This is a genomic window from Gordonia terrae (genome assembly GCF_001698225.1).
Taxonomy (GTDB): domain Bacteria; phylum Actinomycetota; class Actinomycetes; order Mycobacteriales; family Mycobacteriaceae; genus Gordonia; species Gordonia terrae.
The window spans coordinates 3,987,957-4,004,979 of record NZ_CP016594.1; the positions used below are offsets into that span (position 1 = coordinate 3,987,957).

Sequence of the window (17,023 nt, forward strand, 5' to 3'; positions counted from 1 at the left end):
GAACCTCTCATGAGCATCAATCTCGAACTCCCGAAGAAGCTGCGCGTCACCGTCGATCAGGCACACCAGGCGGCGGCCGAGATCTTCCGGCCCATCTCGCGCAAGTACGACCTCCGCGAGCACGACTACCCCGTCGAACTCGACACTCTCGCAAGCCTGTACGACGGTCTGTCCGAGACCGGCCAGGCCGGTGCGGGCGCGGACGGCGGTCGTAGTCAGCAGAAGAAGGAGAAGCCCCGGGCCGAGGGCGCCGTGGTCAACGGCGGCAACATGCAGTCCGTCGTCAACGTCATCGAAACGTCCTGGGGCGACGTCGGACTCATGCTGAGCATCCCGTATCAGGGTCTCGGCAACTCGGCGATCGCCGCCGTGTCCACCGACGAGCAGCTCGAACGCTTCGGCAAGGTGTGGGCGGCCATGGCCATCACCGAACCCGGCTTCGGCTCCGATTCGGCCGCCGTCTCGACCACCGCCACTCTCGACGGTGACGAGTACGTCATCAACGGCGAGAAGATCTACGTGACCGCCGGGTCGCGCGCCACCCACATCGTCGTCTGGGCGACCGTCGACAAGAGCGCCGGCCGCGCCGCCATCAAGAGTTTCGTGGTCCCGCGGACGCATCCGGGCGTCACAGTCGAACGTCTCGAGCACAAGCTCGGCATCAAGGTCTCCGACACCGCCGCGATCCGCTTCGAGAACTGCCGCATCCCCAAGGAGAACCTGCTCGGTTCACCCGAGGTGGACACCAAGAAGGGGTTCGGCGGGGTCATGCAGACCTTCGACAACACCCGTCCCCTGGTGGCGGGTATGGCGGTGGGTGTGACCCGGGCGGCTCTCGAGGAGTTGCGCCGGATCCTCGACGAGGCCGGCATCGAGGTCGATTACGATCGCCCCGCCGCCGACCAGCACGCTGCCGCGGCCGAATTCCTGCGCATGGAAGCCGATTTCGAGGCCGCCTACCTCCACACGATGCGGGCCGCGTGGATGGCCGACAACAAGCAGCCGAACTCCACCGAGGCGTCGATGTCGAAGGCCAAGGCCGGACGCACCGCCACCGACGTCACCAACAAGGTCGTCGAACTGACCGGCACCCTCGGCTACTCGGAGCGGCTCCTCGTCGAGAAGTGGGCGCGTGACTCCAAGATCCTCGACATCTTCGAGGGGACCCAGCAGATCCAGAACCTGATCATCGCGCGGCGTGTGCTGAACAAGAGCAGCGCCGAGCTCAAGTGATCGCCTGACCCAACGCCTCTCGGCCCCGCCACGGAGTTTCCGTTGCGGGGCCGAGTCGTTGGTGGGCCGAGTCGTTGGTGGGCCGGCGATCAGACGAGCCAGGCGACCCACATGCCGGCTGCGCACGCGGTCACCGACGCGACGAGTGTTCCGATGGCGTACGCCCCGGCCCGCCACCGGTCGTTCCGCTGCACCAGCCGTACCGTCTCGAACGAGGCGGTGCTGAATGTCGTGTAGCCACCGCAGAACCCGGTGCCGGCGATCAGCTGCCACTCGTGTGGCGCCCCGTGGAAGACCACGACCCCCGCGAGCACACCCAGCAACGCCGAACCGCTGACGTTGATCGCGAACGTGCCCCACGGCGTGGTCGTCGGCCATCGGTGTCTGACCGCTCCGTCGACGACGAACCGGGTGACCGCACCGAGCGCCCCCGCCACCATCACGGCCAGCGCGATCATGCCCGCGCCGCCCGGGCGGCGAACGCGATCCCGCAGGCTGCCGCCGCGAGACCGAGTACCACGCTGACAACCGCGTAGGTCAGCGCGGTCACCACCGCGGACGCCCGTGTGAGTTCGGTGATCTCCAGCGCGAAGGTGCTGTACGTGGTCAGCGCTCCGCAGATGCCGGTACCCCCGAAGAGGCGTATGCGCTGGCGCCACCCCTCGTCGTGACCGAGTCGGGCAAGCAATTCCAAGAGCGACCCCAGGATGAACGCGCCGACGATGTTGACCCCGAACGTCGCCCACGGCCAGTGCCCGTGCTGGGCGGGGATCATCTCCTCCGCCCAGTACCGTACGCCCGTGCCGATCAGTCCCCCGGCGAACACCCAGGCGAGCGCATGCACCCGGAGGTGGAGCGGACGTTCGTCTGGGTCGACGGGGAGTTCACGGTGCTCGTCTCGCTGCACGGGCCAAGTCTCCGCTACGTGACGATCACGTACAACACGATCAGATAGATCGGAACGAGCACGTCGAAGAAGAAGATGGGTCCGGCGTTGCCCGCCGTGAAATTCCGGCGGGTCACCATCTCCCGCACGTGGCCCACGGCGGCGCCCAGGTAGAACACCGAGAACGCGATGATGGTGGCCAGGGTGAACTCGTCACCGAAACCCGAGGCGATCACGCCCAGCACACCCGTCGCGAGACTGGCGAGACCCACCTCCCACTGCCACGGCGTCTTCGGGGGCCACCCGATCGACTCGGCGATCGGCTCGCCGACGAACATGTGACCGCAGCCGGTCATCCATCCCTGGACGCCGATCGTCCACAACACGGAGTTCTCGAGCAGGTCCCGGCCCAGATCACCGCCGGGAGTGAACGCGTCGACGACAGTGGCGATGATCGTGCCGACGATCCCGACGAACGGTACGAGCCGGATCGCGGTGCGCACCGCGGCGTCTAGCACTGTTCAGTCCTTCAGCTGTTCGGCCAGGGCCGCCAGTACATCCGGGTCCTCGATGGTCGACGGCACCGTGTAATCCTCGTGATCGGCGATCTGGCGCATGGTCTTCCGCAGGATCTTGCCCGATCGGGTCTTCGGCAGTGCCGGCACGACCGTGACGTCGCGGAACGTGGCGACCGCCCCGATCTCGTCGCGCACCATGGACACGAGCTCGCTGCGCAACGTCTCGGACTCGATGTCGACGCCGGACTTGAGCACCACGTATCCGCTGGGGCGCTGGCCCTTCAGGTCGTCGCGGATGCCGATGACCGCGCACTCGGCGACGGCCGGGTGCGACGCCACCACTGCCTCGATGCTGCCGGTCGAGAGTCGGTGTCCGGCAACGTTGATCACGTCGTCGGACCGGCCGAGCACGAACACGTAACCGTCGGCGTCGACGTAACCGGAGTCGCCGGTGAGGTAGTAACCGTCGAACGCCGACAGATAGGACTTGCGGTAGCGCTCCTCGTCGCGCCACAACCCGGCGAGGGTCCCGGGCGGCAGCGGCAGGCTGATGACGATGTTCCCCTCCTGCCCCGCTCCCAGCAGCGTGCCCTCGGCGTCGACGACTCCCACCCGATACCCGGGCACCGGCACCGTCGGTGAGCCCGCCTTGATCGGCATCGGTTCGAGGCCGCGGAGATTCGCCGCGATCGCCCAACCGGTCTCGGTCTGCCACCAGTGGTCGACGACCGGGACGCCGAGCACCTCCGACGCCCAGGTGAACGTGTCGGGGTCGAGGCGCTCGCCGGCGGCGAACAGCGTCTGCAGCGATGAGGTGTCGTACTCGGCGAGTTGGGTGGCGTCGGGATCGGCCTTGCGGATCGCGCGGATCGCTGTCGGCGCGGTGAACAGTGCCTTGACCCCGTGATCGGCGATGACCCGCCAGAACGCGCCCGCATCGGGGGTACCGACCGGCTTGCCCTCGTACATCACGGTCGTCGCCCCCACGAACAGCGGCGCGTAGACGATGTAGGAGTGCCCGACGACCCATCCGACGTCCGACGCCGTCCACCACACGTCACCCGCCGAGATGTCGTAGATGTTCTTCATCGACCACGTCAGCGCCACCGCGTGCCCGCCGTTGTCCCGGACGACCCCCTTGGGCTTGCCGGTGGTCCCCGACGTGTAGAGGATGTAGAGCGGATCGGTCGCGGCGACCGGCACCGCGCCGACCGGGTCGGCGGCGTCGGTCTCCCGGTCCCAGTCCAGCCAGCCGGCGTGATCGGCTGCGCTGCCGACGATCTCGGGGCGATCCTTGACGATGACCGTGCGCGGTGGCGTCGCCGACATCTCGATGGCCCGGGCCACCATCGGCAGGTACTCGACCGTGCGTCCCGGTTCCAGACCGCCCGACGCGGTGACGACGGCGACGGGTTCGGCGTCGTCGATGCGGGTGGCGAGCTCCCGCGCGGCGAAGCCGCCGAACACCACCGAGTGCACCGCGCCGATGCGCGCGCAGGCGAGCATCGCGATGGCCGCCTCCGGGATCATCGGCATGTAGATCACCACACGGTCGCCGGCCGAGACACCTTGCGCGGTCAGCACTCCCGCGAACCGGGCGACCACGTCGAGCAGCGCCGCATAGGTGTAGTGGCGTCGTTCCCCGGTCATCGCCGAGTCCCAGATCAGCGCCGTCCGCCCGTCGTTGCCGTCCACCAGATGGCGATCGAGCGCGTTGTGGCAGGTGTTCAGCGTGGCGCCGGGGAACCACCGGTAGAACGGGGCATCCGAGTCGTCGAGCGCGGTGGTCGGTGGGGTGTACCAGTCCACCGCTTCGGCGGCGGAGAGCCAGAACGCGTCACGATCATCGCTCGCCTGTGTGAACGCCTCGCTGTAGCTGCCCATGGCCTTCCCTTCACCGTCTCGTCGTGGCGCGCACCCGAAATCGTCGCGGGGTGCCGCATCGCCCTTAGGGTATCGGTGTGATGGCCGCCACGAAACGCGATCGGCGGTCCTGCGCCGACCGGCCGGCGGCCCGCGCCGAGCGGTCAGTACAGGTACTTGCGGTACTGCTCGTCGGTCTCCCGGTCGTCGACCAACGGGACATCGAGCTCGGGCATGACCGTCCTGGTGATCGCCGCCACAGACGGCAGCGTCCGCGGAGTCCACGACTCCGGTTTCCACAGATCCGCACGCAGAAACGCCTTGGAGCAGTGGTAGAAGACCTCGTCGACGTCGATCTCCACGGCCAGGATCGGACGCTTCCCCTTCACCGCCAGGGCGTCGAAGTAGTCGGCGTCGTCCACGATGCGGGCCGCCCCGTTGACGCGCAGGGTGTCGTTGCGGCCGGGGACGACGAAGATGGTGCCCGCGTGCGGGTTGCGCAGGATGTTCAGGTAGCCGTCGACGCGTCTGTTCCCGGGACGTTCGGGGATCGCGATACGCGTGTCGTCGACGATGTGCACCACTTTGCCTGCGGGGTCGCCCTTGGGTGAGACGTCGACGCGTCCGTGGGCATCGGAGGTGGCCAGGAACACCACCGGCGAGGCGGCCAGCCATGCTCGATCGATGTCCGAGAGCGTCGGCCTGACCTTGTCACGAACGACGGCGGCCGGTTCGCCGACGATCTCCCGCAGCCTCGCCTCGTCGGTGATGTGCATGCGGACATCGTGTCACGTGGGCAGAGCTACGCGGGTCCCGGCGCCGGCGTCGGCCACCGCAGAATCCACTCGGAGCCGCGCGAACGCCCGGTGACCACGGACCGCCGACGGAGATGGGACGACCCGTCGGTCACGATGAGGGTGACGTCCTGGTCGAGGCGTGTGGCGAGGCGTCGCGCCGTCCAGCCCGGGCGTGCGCTCCCGGTTCCGATGACCACGGCGCCGGCGCCGGCGCGTTGCGCGGCCCGGAGCAGGACCGCCGTCGGGTCACCGACCTCACTCGTGGTCGACACCGTCCGCGCACCGTGCCATCTCGCGAGTTCGGCGGCGGTCCGCAGGCATTCGTCGATCGCGGCCTGTCCGGACAGCAGATAGGACTCGTCCTTGAGGGCGTCGTGGAGACCGGTGCTCACTTCTCTCCGGCGGCCGCGGGTGGCGCAGATCAGGATCAGATCGCCGGAGTCGCCGAGCAGGCGAACCGCGACCTTCACCGCCCGCAGCGAACCCTCGCTCCCGTCGACGCCGACGACGACCGGATGGCCGAGTCCGGCCGACGGGGCGAGAGCAGTTGGCACGTCTCGGGTTTCGAGAGGTTCCCAGCGTCGGGGTCGTGTCCGCGGCGTCATCATCGTGTCCTCCTGGGTCGGCGATATCAGCTGCTCACAACGCTATGGAGACAACGAGCCCGAATCACCATCCCGCGGGTTGACCGTTTCTCCACCCCAGGGTGGACATCGGAATCCACCGTGGGGCGGTCGTCCGACCGCGGTGCGGAACTATCCTGGAACGGTGAGGGGCTTCACAGCGAACGCGGGCGCCGGGCTGTGGCGTCTCATCGAACGGGCCGGCGGCGACTATCCCCCGCTCTATCCCGCGGTGATCCTGTCGTCCAGCGTGGTGGTCACGCTGGTGTCGACAGCACAGCGCTTTCCGTTCGACCAGGTCTGGTGGGTGGTCGCGGCCCTGGTGCTGGCGGCAGTGACGCTGGCGATGGATCTGTCGCTGCCGCCGACCTCGTACGCGTGCTTCGGGATCATCACCAGTTCGGTCTGCTTCCTGATGATCCCGACGCCCACCGACGCCGCGCCACTCCAGCTCGTCCTCATGGCGGCGATCGCGGCTGCGATGTATCCCCTGCTGACCGGCGTCGCCGTGACGGTCGTGTGCATCGCGGTGATCGTCTGGTTCGGCGCTGTCGGCGGCCTCGACTCGCCTGCGCTCTACGCACTCGGCGTCGCCTGCGGGTGGTTGATCGGCTACATGATGCTGATCCAGAAACGGCTGGCCGACAACCGGGCTCGCGTCCTCGCCGAACGGGCCGATCGCGCCGCGGGCGACGAGCGGCGGCGGATCGCGCGCGAGATCCACGACGTGATCGCGCACTCGCTGTCGATCACGATGCTCAACGTCACCGGTGCCCGCCGCGTGCTCGAACAAGATCGCGACGTCGACGAGGCACTGGAGGCGCTCGCCGATGCCGAGCGCCAGGGCCGGCAGGCCATGACCGAGATCCGCACCATCGTCCACGTGCTGGGAACAGCCGGGCCGGCGGGGACGACGTCGCCGTCGCCCGGTGCCGACGATCTGGAGCGGCTCGTGGCGGACTATCGCAAGGCCGGGGTGGACATCGACTTCACCCTCGACGGTGATGTCACCGAGCTCTCACGGCCGGTCGGTACGGCCCTGTTCCGCATCGCCCAAGAGTCCCTGGCGAACGTCGTCAAACACTCGGCGGGCAAGCGTGCGTCGGTGTCGGTGACAGTGTCCGACGAGGTCGCGCTCACGGTCGAGAATCCCGCGGCAGAGGGCAGGCCGCGGCACTGCGACGGCACCGGCATCGAGGGGATGACCCAGCGCGCGGCGTTGCTCGGCGGCACCCTGCACGCCTCGCACCGCGCGGGCACCTGGTCGGTGCGAGCGACGTTGCCCGCCCGGTCGACTGCCGACGGGGTACCGGTATGACGACGAGCGGCCCGGCCGAGACCACCTCGGTCCCGATCAGGGTCCTGCTCGTCGACGACCAGGAACTCATCCGCACCGGGCTGCGTCGCATCCTCCGCCTCCGGGACGGCTTCGACATCGTGGGTGAGCGCGCGGACGGTTCCGAGGTGCTCGCCGGGATCGCCGAGCACCGGCCCGACATCGTCCTGATGGACCTGCGGATGCGCAATGTCGACGGCATCACCGCCACCACCATGGTCCGCACCCTGCGGGAACCGCCGCCGGTGCTCGTGCTGACCACCTTCGACGACGACGACCTGCTGTCGCGGGCCCTGCGCGCGGGAGCCGCCGGGTTCATCCTCAAGGACTCGCCGGCCGAGGCACTGATCTGGGCGGTCCGTGCCGTGGTTCGCGACGGCGCCTTCCTCGACCCCGCGGTCACCGAACGAGTCCTTCAGGGATTCCGGCGATCGGGCCGCGAACAGGTGACCACCGCGCCCGGGCTGACCGACCGCGAGACCGACGTCCTACGACTCATCGCGCGCGGCCGGACGAATGCGGAAATCGGTTCGGCTCTGGGCATCTCGCAGGTGACGGTCAAGAGCCACGTCAATCACATCTTCACCAAACTCGACCTGCGTGATCGCGCGGCGGCGATCGTGTACGCCTTCGACCGCGGACTCGTGGTCGCCGAGTACGACTGAGCCCCGAGTCGATCAGTCGTGCGCGTCGAGCACCTCGACGTCGACCCCGTCGACGAACCGGTACGGGCCCGCGACGAGCAGACCGCCGAAGTGTTTGCGCAGACGGGACATCTCGGCACGCACTGTGACCGTCCGGTCGTCGACGCCGAACAGATGAGTCGACAACCGGGCCGCAGTGACTCCGTCGGGGTGACGCGCCAGGAAGGTGAGGATGTCCCCGTGGCGCGGCGAACAGCGGTGTGTCCACGCGCCGCTGGCGCCTTCGACGGTCACCTCGACATTGCCCGCACCCGGCGGACCGGTGGGCACCCGTACGACCACTCGCGTGGTAGATGCGTCCGACGTCTCCGCGACCCGCACCAACCACCCACCGGGTAGCGCCTCGACATCGCACTCGCCGAGCGCGCTCACGAAGATGCGACCGGGACCGAGGCGCGGCGGCAGGATGAGCCGTGATCGAGGCGACACGGTGTCCACCGCGGCAACCCACCCGTCGGTGTCGACCGCCAACGCCGGGCCGGGCATGCGGGCGAGAATCGGTGCGGCAACCGCGCGCAACGAGTCGAGGCGACGGTGATGACTCTCGCGGAGTTGCGACTCGGCGAGCCGGGCGACGGCGTGCACCAGCGCCAGGGTCGTCGGATGGATCGTGGCGGCCGGACCGCTGACGTCGACCACACCCAACACCTCACCGGTCCGCGGATCCTTGATCGGCGCACCAGTACAGGTCCACGAGTGATGACTCCGCACGAAGTGCTCCGCCGAGAACACCTGTACCGAACGACCCGACATCAGTGCCGTACCGATCGCGTTGGTCCCCACCGAGCCCTCGGCCCAGTCGGCACCCTCGACGAATCCGAGGGTGTCCGCGCGCGTGAGCACCTTCGACGACCCGCTCCGCCACAGCACGTGTCCGTCGGCGTCCGAGACGACCAGGATGTTGTCTCCGTCGGCGATCAGCGAGTCGAGACCTCGTGCCAGTTCGTCGACGACCTCCGCCAGGCCGGAGCGCCGGCGGCGCTCCTCCAGCTCGTCGAGCGGAAGCGTCCGTTCCCCGACGCAGTCCACGTCCGGGTCCATGCCGGCACGTCGGAGTCGCTGCCACGAATCGTCGATGACACCGCGCGGACGGGCCGGCATGCGCCCACCCGACATCGCGGCGTCGTGGACCGCGCTGAGAACCGACGCGAACTCGCGCGGATCGTCGCCGGCATGCACCGCGGGCTCCAGCTCGGAAGCCGACTCGTAAGCGTTCATTCCCTCGATTGTGCGTCACGTCACAGGCCGACGACAACGGTCCCACCCCTCGCAACCCCCTGCAACCCTTGTCGCGAACCGGCGCGGAGGCGTCTGCTGTCCACAACCCGCTGTGTTCCACATCACGTTCGCGGGGCGCACATATGAGGAGGCATCATGACCCAGACACTCGAGCCGGTCGTCGCGCTCGATCGCACCCCGCAGCAGCGGGTGGAGACCTGGCTGCGAGAATTCGAGTCCGCACTCGCTGCACTCGACATCGCTCGCGCGACGAACGCCTTTCTGACCGACAGCTACTGGCGCGACCTGACCGCGTTCACCTGGAACATCAAAACCGTCGAGGGTCACGAGCAGATCGCCGACATGCTGTCCGCCCGTCTCGCCGACACCCGGCCGTCGAACTTCACCACCACCGAACCGGCGACCGACGACGGCGACGGGGTTGTCTCCGCGTTCATCGCATTCGAGACCGCCGTCGGACGCTGCGAAGGTCACCTTCGAATCCGTCCCGCCGACGAGGGTCGGGACGGCGGCGATGAGGGTGCCGGGGCGGACAAGGCCTGGACGCTGCTGACGACGATGCAGGAACTCAAAGGGCACGAGGAGTCGGCCGGACCGAGCCGACCGCTCGGGGCGGTACACGGCACCGATCCCGACACCCGCTCCTGGGCAGAGAAGAAGGCCGACGAGGAATTGGCGCTCGGCCGGACCGCGCAGCCGTACGTCCTGGTGATCGGCGGTGGACAGGGGGGCATCGCGCTCGGAGCACGGCTCCGGCAGCTCGGCGTGCCCTCGGTCGTCGTCGATCGTCATGACCGGCCCGGAGACCAGTGGCGCAAACGCTACAAGTCGCTGTGCCTGCACGACCCGGTCTGGTACGACCATCTCCCGTACCTGCCGTTCCCCGACAACTGGCCGGTCTTCGCACCGAAGGACAAGATCGGGGACTGGCTGGAGTTCTACACGAAGGTCATGGAGGTTCCGTACTGGAGCAAGACGACGTGCCTGTCCGCCGAGTACGACGAAGCGGAGGCACGCTGGACCGTCGAGGTCGACCGGGACGGTGAGCGCCTCACGCTTCATCCGACGCAGCTGGTCCTCGCGACGGGGATGTCCGGCAAGCCCGCCGTCCCATCCGTTCCCGGTCAGGATGTGTTCGCCGGCGAACAACATCACTCGAGCGCCCACCCCGGACCTGATGGCTACGTCGGCAAGAAGGTCGTCGTCATCGGCTCCAACAATTCCGCGCACGACATCTGCAAGGCTCTCGTGGACAACGGGGTCGACGCCACGATGGTGCAGCGCTCCTCGACCCACATCGTGAAGTCCGACTCACTCCGGTCGATCGCCCTCGGCTCCCTCTACAGCGAGGAGGCGGTCGCATCCGGGATGACCACCAAGAAGGCCGATCTCACCTTCGCCTCACTGCCGTACCGGATCATGCACCAGTTCCAGGTACCCGTGTACGACCAGATCCGGGAGCAGGACAAGGACTTCTACGATCGGCTCGAGGCGGCCGGCTTCCAGCTCGACTTCGGCGACGACGACTCCGGGCTCTTCATGAAGTACCTGCGCCGCGGGTCCGGCTACTACATCGACGTCGGTGCGAGCGAGCTCATCGCCGACGGCACGATCAAGCTCGTCCACGGCCAACTGGACCACCTCACCGAGAACTCGGTGGTCCTGACCGACGGCACCGAGATCGAGGCCGACGTGGTCGTCTACGCGACCGGCTACGGATCGATGAACGGCTGGGCCGCCGATCTCATGGGGCAGGAGGTCGCCGACCGTGTCGGCAAGGTCTGGGGACTGGGTTCCGAGACGACCAAGGACCCGGGCCCCTGGGAGGGCGAACAGCGGAACATGTGGAAGCCCACCCAGCAGCCGGGCCTGTGGTTCCACGGCGGGAACCTGCACCAGTCGCGTCACTATTCGCTGTATCTGGCCTTACAGCTCAAGGCTCGCTATGAGGGAATTCCGACGCCCGTGTACGGCCTGAGCGACGTCCATCATCTGAACTGATGGCGATATGAGAAAGGCCCCGCAACCTGAGGTTGCGGGGCCTTTCTGAAATTGTGTTCGGCGGTGTCCTACTCTCCCACACTGATTAGGGTGCAGTACCATTGGCGCTGGAGGGCTTAGCTTCCGGGTTCGGAATGGGGCCGGGCGTTTCCCCTCCGCTATAGCCGCCGTAACTTTGTGAAACACTTTTCACACAACAGTGTTTGTTTGTTGTGTGTTGTTTCAGAAGTACATAGTGGATGCGAACACGACCACAGTCACTTGTGTGGTGATGTTGTGGGTGTTGTTGGTAAGTCCTCGGCCGATTAGTACCAGTCACCTGAACACATTGCTGTGCGTACAGTTCTGGCCTATCAACCCCATGGTCTGTAGGGGGCCTTAACCCCGCTGAGGGGGTGAGAAACCTCATCTTGGAACAGGCTTCCCGCTTAGATGCTTTCAGCGGTTATCCCTTCCGAACGTAGCTAACCAGCAGTGCCCCTGGCGGGACAACTGGCACACCAGAGGTTCGTCCGTCCCGGTCCTCTCGTACTAGGGACAGGTTTCCTCAAGTTTCTTACGCGCGCGGCGGATAGAGACCGAACTGTCTCACGACGTTCTAAACCCAGCTCGCGTGCCGCTTTAATGGGCGAACAGCCCAACCCTTGGGACCTACTCCAGCCCCAGGATGCGACGAGCCGACATCGAGGTGCCAAACCATCCCGTCGATATGGACTCTTGGGGAAGATCAGCCTGTTATCCCCGGGGTACCTTTTATCCGTTGAGCGACACCGCTTCCACTTGCCGGTGCCGGATCACTAGTCCCGACTTTCGTCCCTGCTCGACATGTACGTCTCACAGTCAAGCTCCCTTGTGCACTTACACTCAACACCTGATTGCCAACCAGGCTGAGGGAACCTTTGGGCGCCTCCGTTACCTTTTAGGAGGCAACCGCCCCAGTTAAACTACCCACCAGGCACTGTCCCTGAACCCGATCAGGGTCCGAGGTTAGAAGTCCAATACGATCAGAGTGGTATTTCAACAACGACTCCATGAACACTGGCGTGCCCACTTCACAGTCTCCCACCTATCCTACACAAACCGAACCGAACACCAATACCAAGCTATAGTGAAGGTCCCGGGGTCTTTTCGTCCTGCCGCGCGTAACGAGCATCTTTACTCGTACTGCAATTTCGCCGAGTCTGTGGTTGAGACAGCAGAGAAGTCGTTACGCCATTCGTGCAGGTCGGAACTTACCCGACAAGGAATTTCGCTACCTTAGGATGGTTATAGTTACCACCGCCGTTTACTGGGGCTTAAATTCTCAGCTTCGCCACCGAAATGACTAACCGGTCCTCTTAACCTTCCAGCACCGGGCAGGCGTCAGTCCGTATACATCGTCTTACGACTTCGCACGGACCTGTGTTTTTAGTAAACAGTCGCTTCTCTCTGGTCTCTGCGACCCACACCAGCTCAAGCAGTAAATGCCGTCACCAGGATGGGTCCCCCTTCTCCCGAAGTTACGGGGGCATTTTGCCGAGTTCCTTAACCACAGTTCTCTCGATCGCCTTAGTATTCTCTACCTGACCACCTGTGTTGGTTTGGGGTACGGGCCGTGTACCAACTCACTAGAGGCTTTTCTCGGCAGCATAGGATCATGGAATTCACCTCAACGGCTACGCATCACCTCTCAGGCTGTATGAGTGACGGATTTGCCTATCACTCGCCCTACAGGCTTACACCAGTACAACCACTGACTGGCCCCACTACCTTCCTGCGTCACCCCATCGCTTGCCTACTACCAGCCAAGGTCCCATGCATCACCCCAACTCGGCACCCGAAGGTGCTCCCGGGGGATCAGGATGGTTAGTACAACTGATTCAGCATGGGCGCGGATACACGGGTACGGGAATATCAACCCGTTGTCCATCGACTACGCCTGTCGGCCTCGCCTTAGGTCCCGACTCACCCTGGGCGGATTAGCCTGGCCCAGGAACCCTTGGTCATTCGGCGGCAGAGTTTCTCACTCTGCTTTCGCTACTCATGCCTGCATTCTCACTCCCACACCCTCCACACCTGGATCACTCCGGCGCTTCCACGGATGCAGGACGCTCCCCTACCCACCCACACACCTGGCCGACCCTCCATAGAAGATCGACGGGCTATATGTGAGTGCCGCGGCTTCGGCGGTGTACTTGAGCCCCGCTACATTGTCGGCGCAGGATCACTTGACCAGTGAGCTATTACGCACTCTTTCAAGGGTGGCTGCTTCTAAGCCAACCTCCTGGTTGTCTTCGCGACCCCACATCCTTTTCCACTTAGTACACGCTTAGGGGCCTTAGCCGGCGATCTGGGCTGTTTCCCTCTCGACTACGAACCTTATCGCCCGCAGTCTCACTGCCACACTCTCACTTACCGGCATTCGGAGTTTGGCTGACGTCAGTAACCCTGTGGGGCCCATCGGCCATCCAGTAGCTCTACCTCCAGTAAGAAACATGTGACGCTGCACCTAAATGCATTTCGGGGAGAACCAGCTATCACGGAGTTTGATTGGCCTTTCACCCCTACCCACAACTCATCCCCTCCATTTTCAACTGAAGTGGGTTCGGGCCTCCACGACGTCTTACCGACGCTTCACCCTGGCCATGGGTAGATCACTCCGCTTCGGGTCTAGACCCGGCGACTCAAACGCCCTATTCAGACTCGCTTTCGCTACGGCTACCCCACACGGGTTAACCTCGCCACCGAGCACTAACTCGCAGGCTCATTCTTCAAAAGGCACGCCATCACCCGCCACAGTAAACTGTGCACAGGCTTTGACGGATTGTAAGCGTCCGGTTTCAGGTACTATTTCACTCCCCTCCCGGGGTACTTTTCACCTTTCCCTCACGGTACTTGTCCGCTATCGGTCACCAGGAAGTATTCAGGCTTACCGGGTGGTCCCGGCAGATTCACAGCAGATTCCACGAGCCCGCTGCTACTTGGGGACACCGTCACGCAAGACCATGTGTTTTCAGCTACCGGACTCTCACCGACTACGGCAGACCATTCCAGGCCACTTCACCTAACACACGATTTTCTCACTCACGCTTCCACAGGCAGATGGAAGAAGACGAACCCCACAACCCCACACGCACAACCCCTACCCGGTATCACATGCGCATGGTTTAGCCTCCTCCGCTTTCGCTCGCCACTACTCACGGAATCACAATTGTTTTCTCTTCCTATGGGTACTGAGATGTTTCACTTCCCCACGTTCCCCCCACACAGCCTATACATTCAGCTGGTGGTAACACGACATCACTCGTGCTGGGTTTCCCCATTCGGACACCCTCGGATCACAGCTCGTTTGACAACTCCCCGAGGACTATCGCGGCCTACCACGTCCTTCATCGGCTCCTGGTACCAAGGCATCCACCGAACGCCCTTACACACTTACAACAACACCTACAAACAACCCCCACACCACAACCCCACAACAGGGCCGCACCGCGAGGACCGAATGTAGACATCACACACTACAAATTCTGCTAAATCACAGACCAACAAAAAAGTTGATTTGAAATAAAGATGCTCGCATCCACTATGCACTTCTCAAACAACACACACCGATCACCCCTTCGCCGCTCCACACCCCATCACAGGGTGGCTCAGCACGACGTCACAATGATCAGCTCAGAGAAAACGTGTGTTCTCTCAGAACCCCGATAGCGTGACAATGAACCCGCCGGCCCTCACAGGCACGGCCGTAACCCCCGACCCTCCCACACGTGTGGAAGCGGTGAGTCTGTCTGATGTTTCACCCTCGAACACACACCCACCGCAACACAAACGGTCACGTAGAAGGTGTTGTTGTGTGCTCCTTAGAAAGGAGGTGATCCAGCCGCACCTTCCGGTACGGCTACCTTGTTACGACTTCGTCCCAATCGCCGATCCCACCTTCGACAGCTCCCTCCCACAAGGGGTTAGGCCACCGGCTTCGGGTGTTACCGACTTTCATGACGTGACGGGCGGTGTGTACAAGGCCCGGGAACGTATTCACCGCAGCGTTGCTGATCTGCGATTACTAGCGACTCCGACTTCATGGGGTCGAGTTGCAGACCCCAATCCGAACTGAGACTGGCTTTAAGGGATTCGCTCCACCTCACGGTATCGCAGCCCTCTGTACCAGCCATTGTAGCATGTGTGAAGCCCTGGACATAAGGGGCATGATGACTTGACGTCATCCCCACCTTCCTCCGAGTTGACCCCGGCAGTCTCCTGCAAGTCCCCGGCATAACCCGCTGGCAATACAGGACAAGGGTTGCGCTCGTTGCGGGACTTAACCCAACATCTCACGACACGAGCTGACGACAGCCATGCACCACCTGTACACCAACCACAAGGGAACGACTATCTCTAGCCGCGTCTGGTGTATGTCAAACCCAGGTAAGGTTCTTCGCGTTGCATCGAATTAATCCACATGCTCCGCCGCTTGTGCGGGCCCCCGTCAATTCCTTTGAGTTTTAGCCTTGCGGCCGTACTCCCCAGGCGGGGTACTTAATGCGTTAGCTACGGCACGGATCCCGTGAAAAGGAACCCACACCTAGTACCCACCGTTTACGGCGTGGACTACCAGGGTATCTAATCCTGTTCGCTACCCACGCTTTCGCTCCTCAGCGTCAGTTACTACCCAGAGACCCGCCTTCGCCACCGGTGTTCCTCCTGATATCTGCGCATTTCACCGCTACACCAGGAATTCCAGTCTCCCCTGTAGTACTCAAGTCTGCCCGTATCGCCTGCACGCCTGCAATTGAGTTGCAGAATTTCACAGACGACGCGACAAACCGCCTACGAGCTCTTTACGCCCAGTAATTCCGGACAACGCTCGCACCCTACGTATTACCGCGGCTGCTGGCACGTAGTTGGCCGGTGCTTCTTCTCCAGGTACCGTCACTCACGCTTCGTCCCTGGTGAAAGAGGTTTACAACCCGAAGGCCGTCATCCCTCACGCGGCGTCGCTGCATCAGGCTTGCGCCCATTGTGCAATATTCCCCACTGCTGCCTCCCGTAGGAGTCTGGGCCGTGTCTCAGTCCCAGTGTGGCCGATCACCCTCTCAGGTCGGCTACCCGTCGTCGCCTTGGTAGGCCATTACCCCACCAACAAGCTGATAGGCCGCGGGCCCATCCCACACCGCAAAAGCTTTCCACCAACCACCATGCGACAGTTGGTCATATCCGGTATTAGACCCAGTTTCCCAGGCTTATCCCAGAGTGCAGGGCAGATCACCCACGTGTTACTCACCCGTTCGCCACTCGAGTACCCAGCAAGCTGGGCCTTTCCGTTCGACTTGCATGTGTTAAGCACGCCGCCAGCGTTCGTCCTGAGCCAGGATCAAACTCTCCATGAAAAAACAGTGAAACAAAACCAGCCCCCCAAAAGAGCCGGCGTTTCAACACAAATCAGGAAAGCACAACCTGACCAAAATAAACCTAGCAAAATGTGACACCCCCACGGGATGGAAGCGCCACACAAAAAAACAAACATCAACATCCACAAAAGATGCTCGATGCCATCACATTGGCATCAGACAATTCATCATCACACTATCGAGTTCTCAAAGAACACACACCCACCAGCTACCCACCCCTTCACAGGGCTCTCACCAGCAGACTTGCATGTCAACCAACCAAGCCACCCCGTCTCCGGGGCAACTCTTCCAGCCTACCAGACCCAAACCGCAGTCCGCAACTCCGAAAAAGTTCGGACTCAAGGAACCTGGCAACCCTCACCATCCTACCCGAGACACAAACAGTCCCAACCAGAACAAACAAGGGGCGGCCAACGACAAACCCGGTCTCCAC

The 17,023-nt window shown here is 63.8% G+C and carries 11 protein-coding genes and 3 rRNA genes; 4 read left to right on the forward strand and 10 right to left on the reverse strand.

The features are described 5' to 3' along the window. The first annotated feature begins 9 nt into the window (after positions 1-9). A complete protein-coding gene (locus BCM27_RS17950; RefSeq protein WP_004023707.1) occupies positions 10-1,233 on the forward strand; it encodes an acyl-CoA dehydrogenase family protein in 1,224 nt (407 codons plus the stop codon). A gap of 89 nt (positions 1,234-1,322) precedes the next feature. On the opposite strand, the gene crcB (BCM27_RS17955) is transcribed toward BCM27_RS17950, so the two are convergent. The 6 genes from crcB (BCM27_RS17955) to BCM27_RS17980 form a co-directional block, all read right to left on the reverse strand. Continuing rightward, on the reverse strand, positions 1,323-1,691 hold the full coding sequence (gene crcB, locus BCM27_RS17955) for a fluoride efflux transporter CrcB (RefSeq protein WP_004023708.1): 369 nt from the start codon (positions 1,689-1,691) through the stop codon (positions 1,323-1,325). Beyond that, positions 1,688-2,140, reverse strand: coding sequence for a fluoride efflux transporter CrcB (crcB, locus tag BCM27_RS17960; protein ID WP_004023709.1), 453 nt, complete (start codon positions 2,138-2,140; stop codon positions 1,688-1,690). The genes crcB (BCM27_RS17955) and crcB (BCM27_RS17960) overlap by 4 nt, the downstream gene beginning before the upstream one ends. Before the next feature lie 14 nt (positions 2,141-2,154). Further along, the gene (locus BCM27_RS17965; RefSeq protein WP_004023710.1) at positions 2,155-2,637 is read right to left on the reverse strand and encodes a DUF6790 family protein; all 483 of its coding nucleotides are present in this window, start codon (positions 2,635-2,637) and stop codon (positions 2,155-2,157) included. Between the two features lie 3 nt (positions 2,638-2,640). Then, positions 2,641-4,521, reverse strand: a complete 1,881-nt coding sequence (locus BCM27_RS17970) for a propionyl-CoA synthetase (protein ID WP_004023711.1) — start codon at positions 4,519-4,521, stop codon at positions 2,641-2,643. 143 nt (positions 4,522-4,664) lie between these two features. Continuing rightward, positions 4,665-5,276, reverse strand: a complete 612-nt coding sequence (locus tag BCM27_RS17975; protein ID WP_004023712.1) for an MSMEG_1061 family FMN-dependent PPOX-type flavoprotein — start codon at positions 5,274-5,276, stop codon at positions 4,665-4,667. A gap of 26 nt (positions 5,277-5,302) precedes the next feature. Next, the gene (locus BCM27_RS17980) at positions 5,303-5,851 is read right to left on the reverse strand and encodes a universal stress protein (protein WP_231896028.1); all 549 of its coding nucleotides are present in this window, start codon (positions 5,849-5,851) and stop codon (positions 5,303-5,305) included. A gap of 214 nt (positions 5,852-6,065) precedes the next feature. Here BCM27_RS17980 and BCM27_RS17985 point away from each other — a divergent pair, with 214 nt between their 5' ends. Both BCM27_RS17985 and BCM27_RS17990 read left to right on the forward strand, forming a co-directional pair. Further along, a complete protein-coding gene (locus BCM27_RS17985) occupies positions 6,066-7,238 on the forward strand; it encodes a sensor histidine kinase (protein WP_033205654.1) in 1,173 nt (390 codons plus the stop codon). After that, positions 7,235-7,921, forward strand: coding sequence for a response regulator (locus tag BCM27_RS17990; RefSeq protein WP_004023715.1), 687 nt, complete (start codon positions 7,235-7,237; stop codon positions 7,919-7,921). Before BCM27_RS17985 ends, BCM27_RS17990 begins: the two co-directional genes overlap by 4 nt. A 12-nt stretch (positions 7,922-7,933) precedes the next feature. On the opposite strand, the gene BCM27_RS17995 is transcribed toward BCM27_RS17990, so the two are convergent. Next, positions 7,934-9,178 (reverse strand): helix-turn-helix domain-containing protein, encoded by a 1,245-nt coding sequence (locus BCM27_RS17995; RefSeq protein ID WP_004023716.1) that lies wholly within the window; start codon positions 9,176-9,178, stop codon positions 7,934-7,936. Between the two features lie 156 nt (positions 9,179-9,334). On the opposite strand from BCM27_RS17995, the gene BCM27_RS18000 reads away from it, so the two are divergent. After that, entirely contained in the window at positions 9,335-11,200 is a 1,866-nt protein-coding gene (locus BCM27_RS18000; protein WP_004023717.1) for a flavin-containing monooxygenase, read from the forward strand. 55 nt (positions 11,201-11,255) lie between these two features. Here the strand turns inward: BCM27_RS18000 and rrf are convergent. The 3 genes from rrf to BCM27_RS18015 all read right to left on the reverse strand — a co-directional run bounded on the left by rrf (position 11,256) and on the right by BCM27_RS18015 (position 16,569). Continuing rightward, positions 11,256-11,372 (reverse strand): 5S ribosomal RNA (gene rrf / locus BCM27_RS18005). 113 nt (positions 11,373-11,485) lie between these two features. Then, positions 11,486-14,620: ribosomal RNA gene (locus BCM27_RS18010) — 23S ribosomal RNA — on the reverse strand. A 426-nt stretch (positions 14,621-15,046) separates the two neighbouring features. Further along, a 16S ribosomal RNA gene (locus BCM27_RS18015) occupies positions 15,047-16,569 on the reverse strand. Together the 16S, 23S and 5S rRNA genes form the textbook arrangement of a ribosomal RNA operon. Between the last annotated feature and the right edge of the window lie 454 nt (positions 16,570-17,023).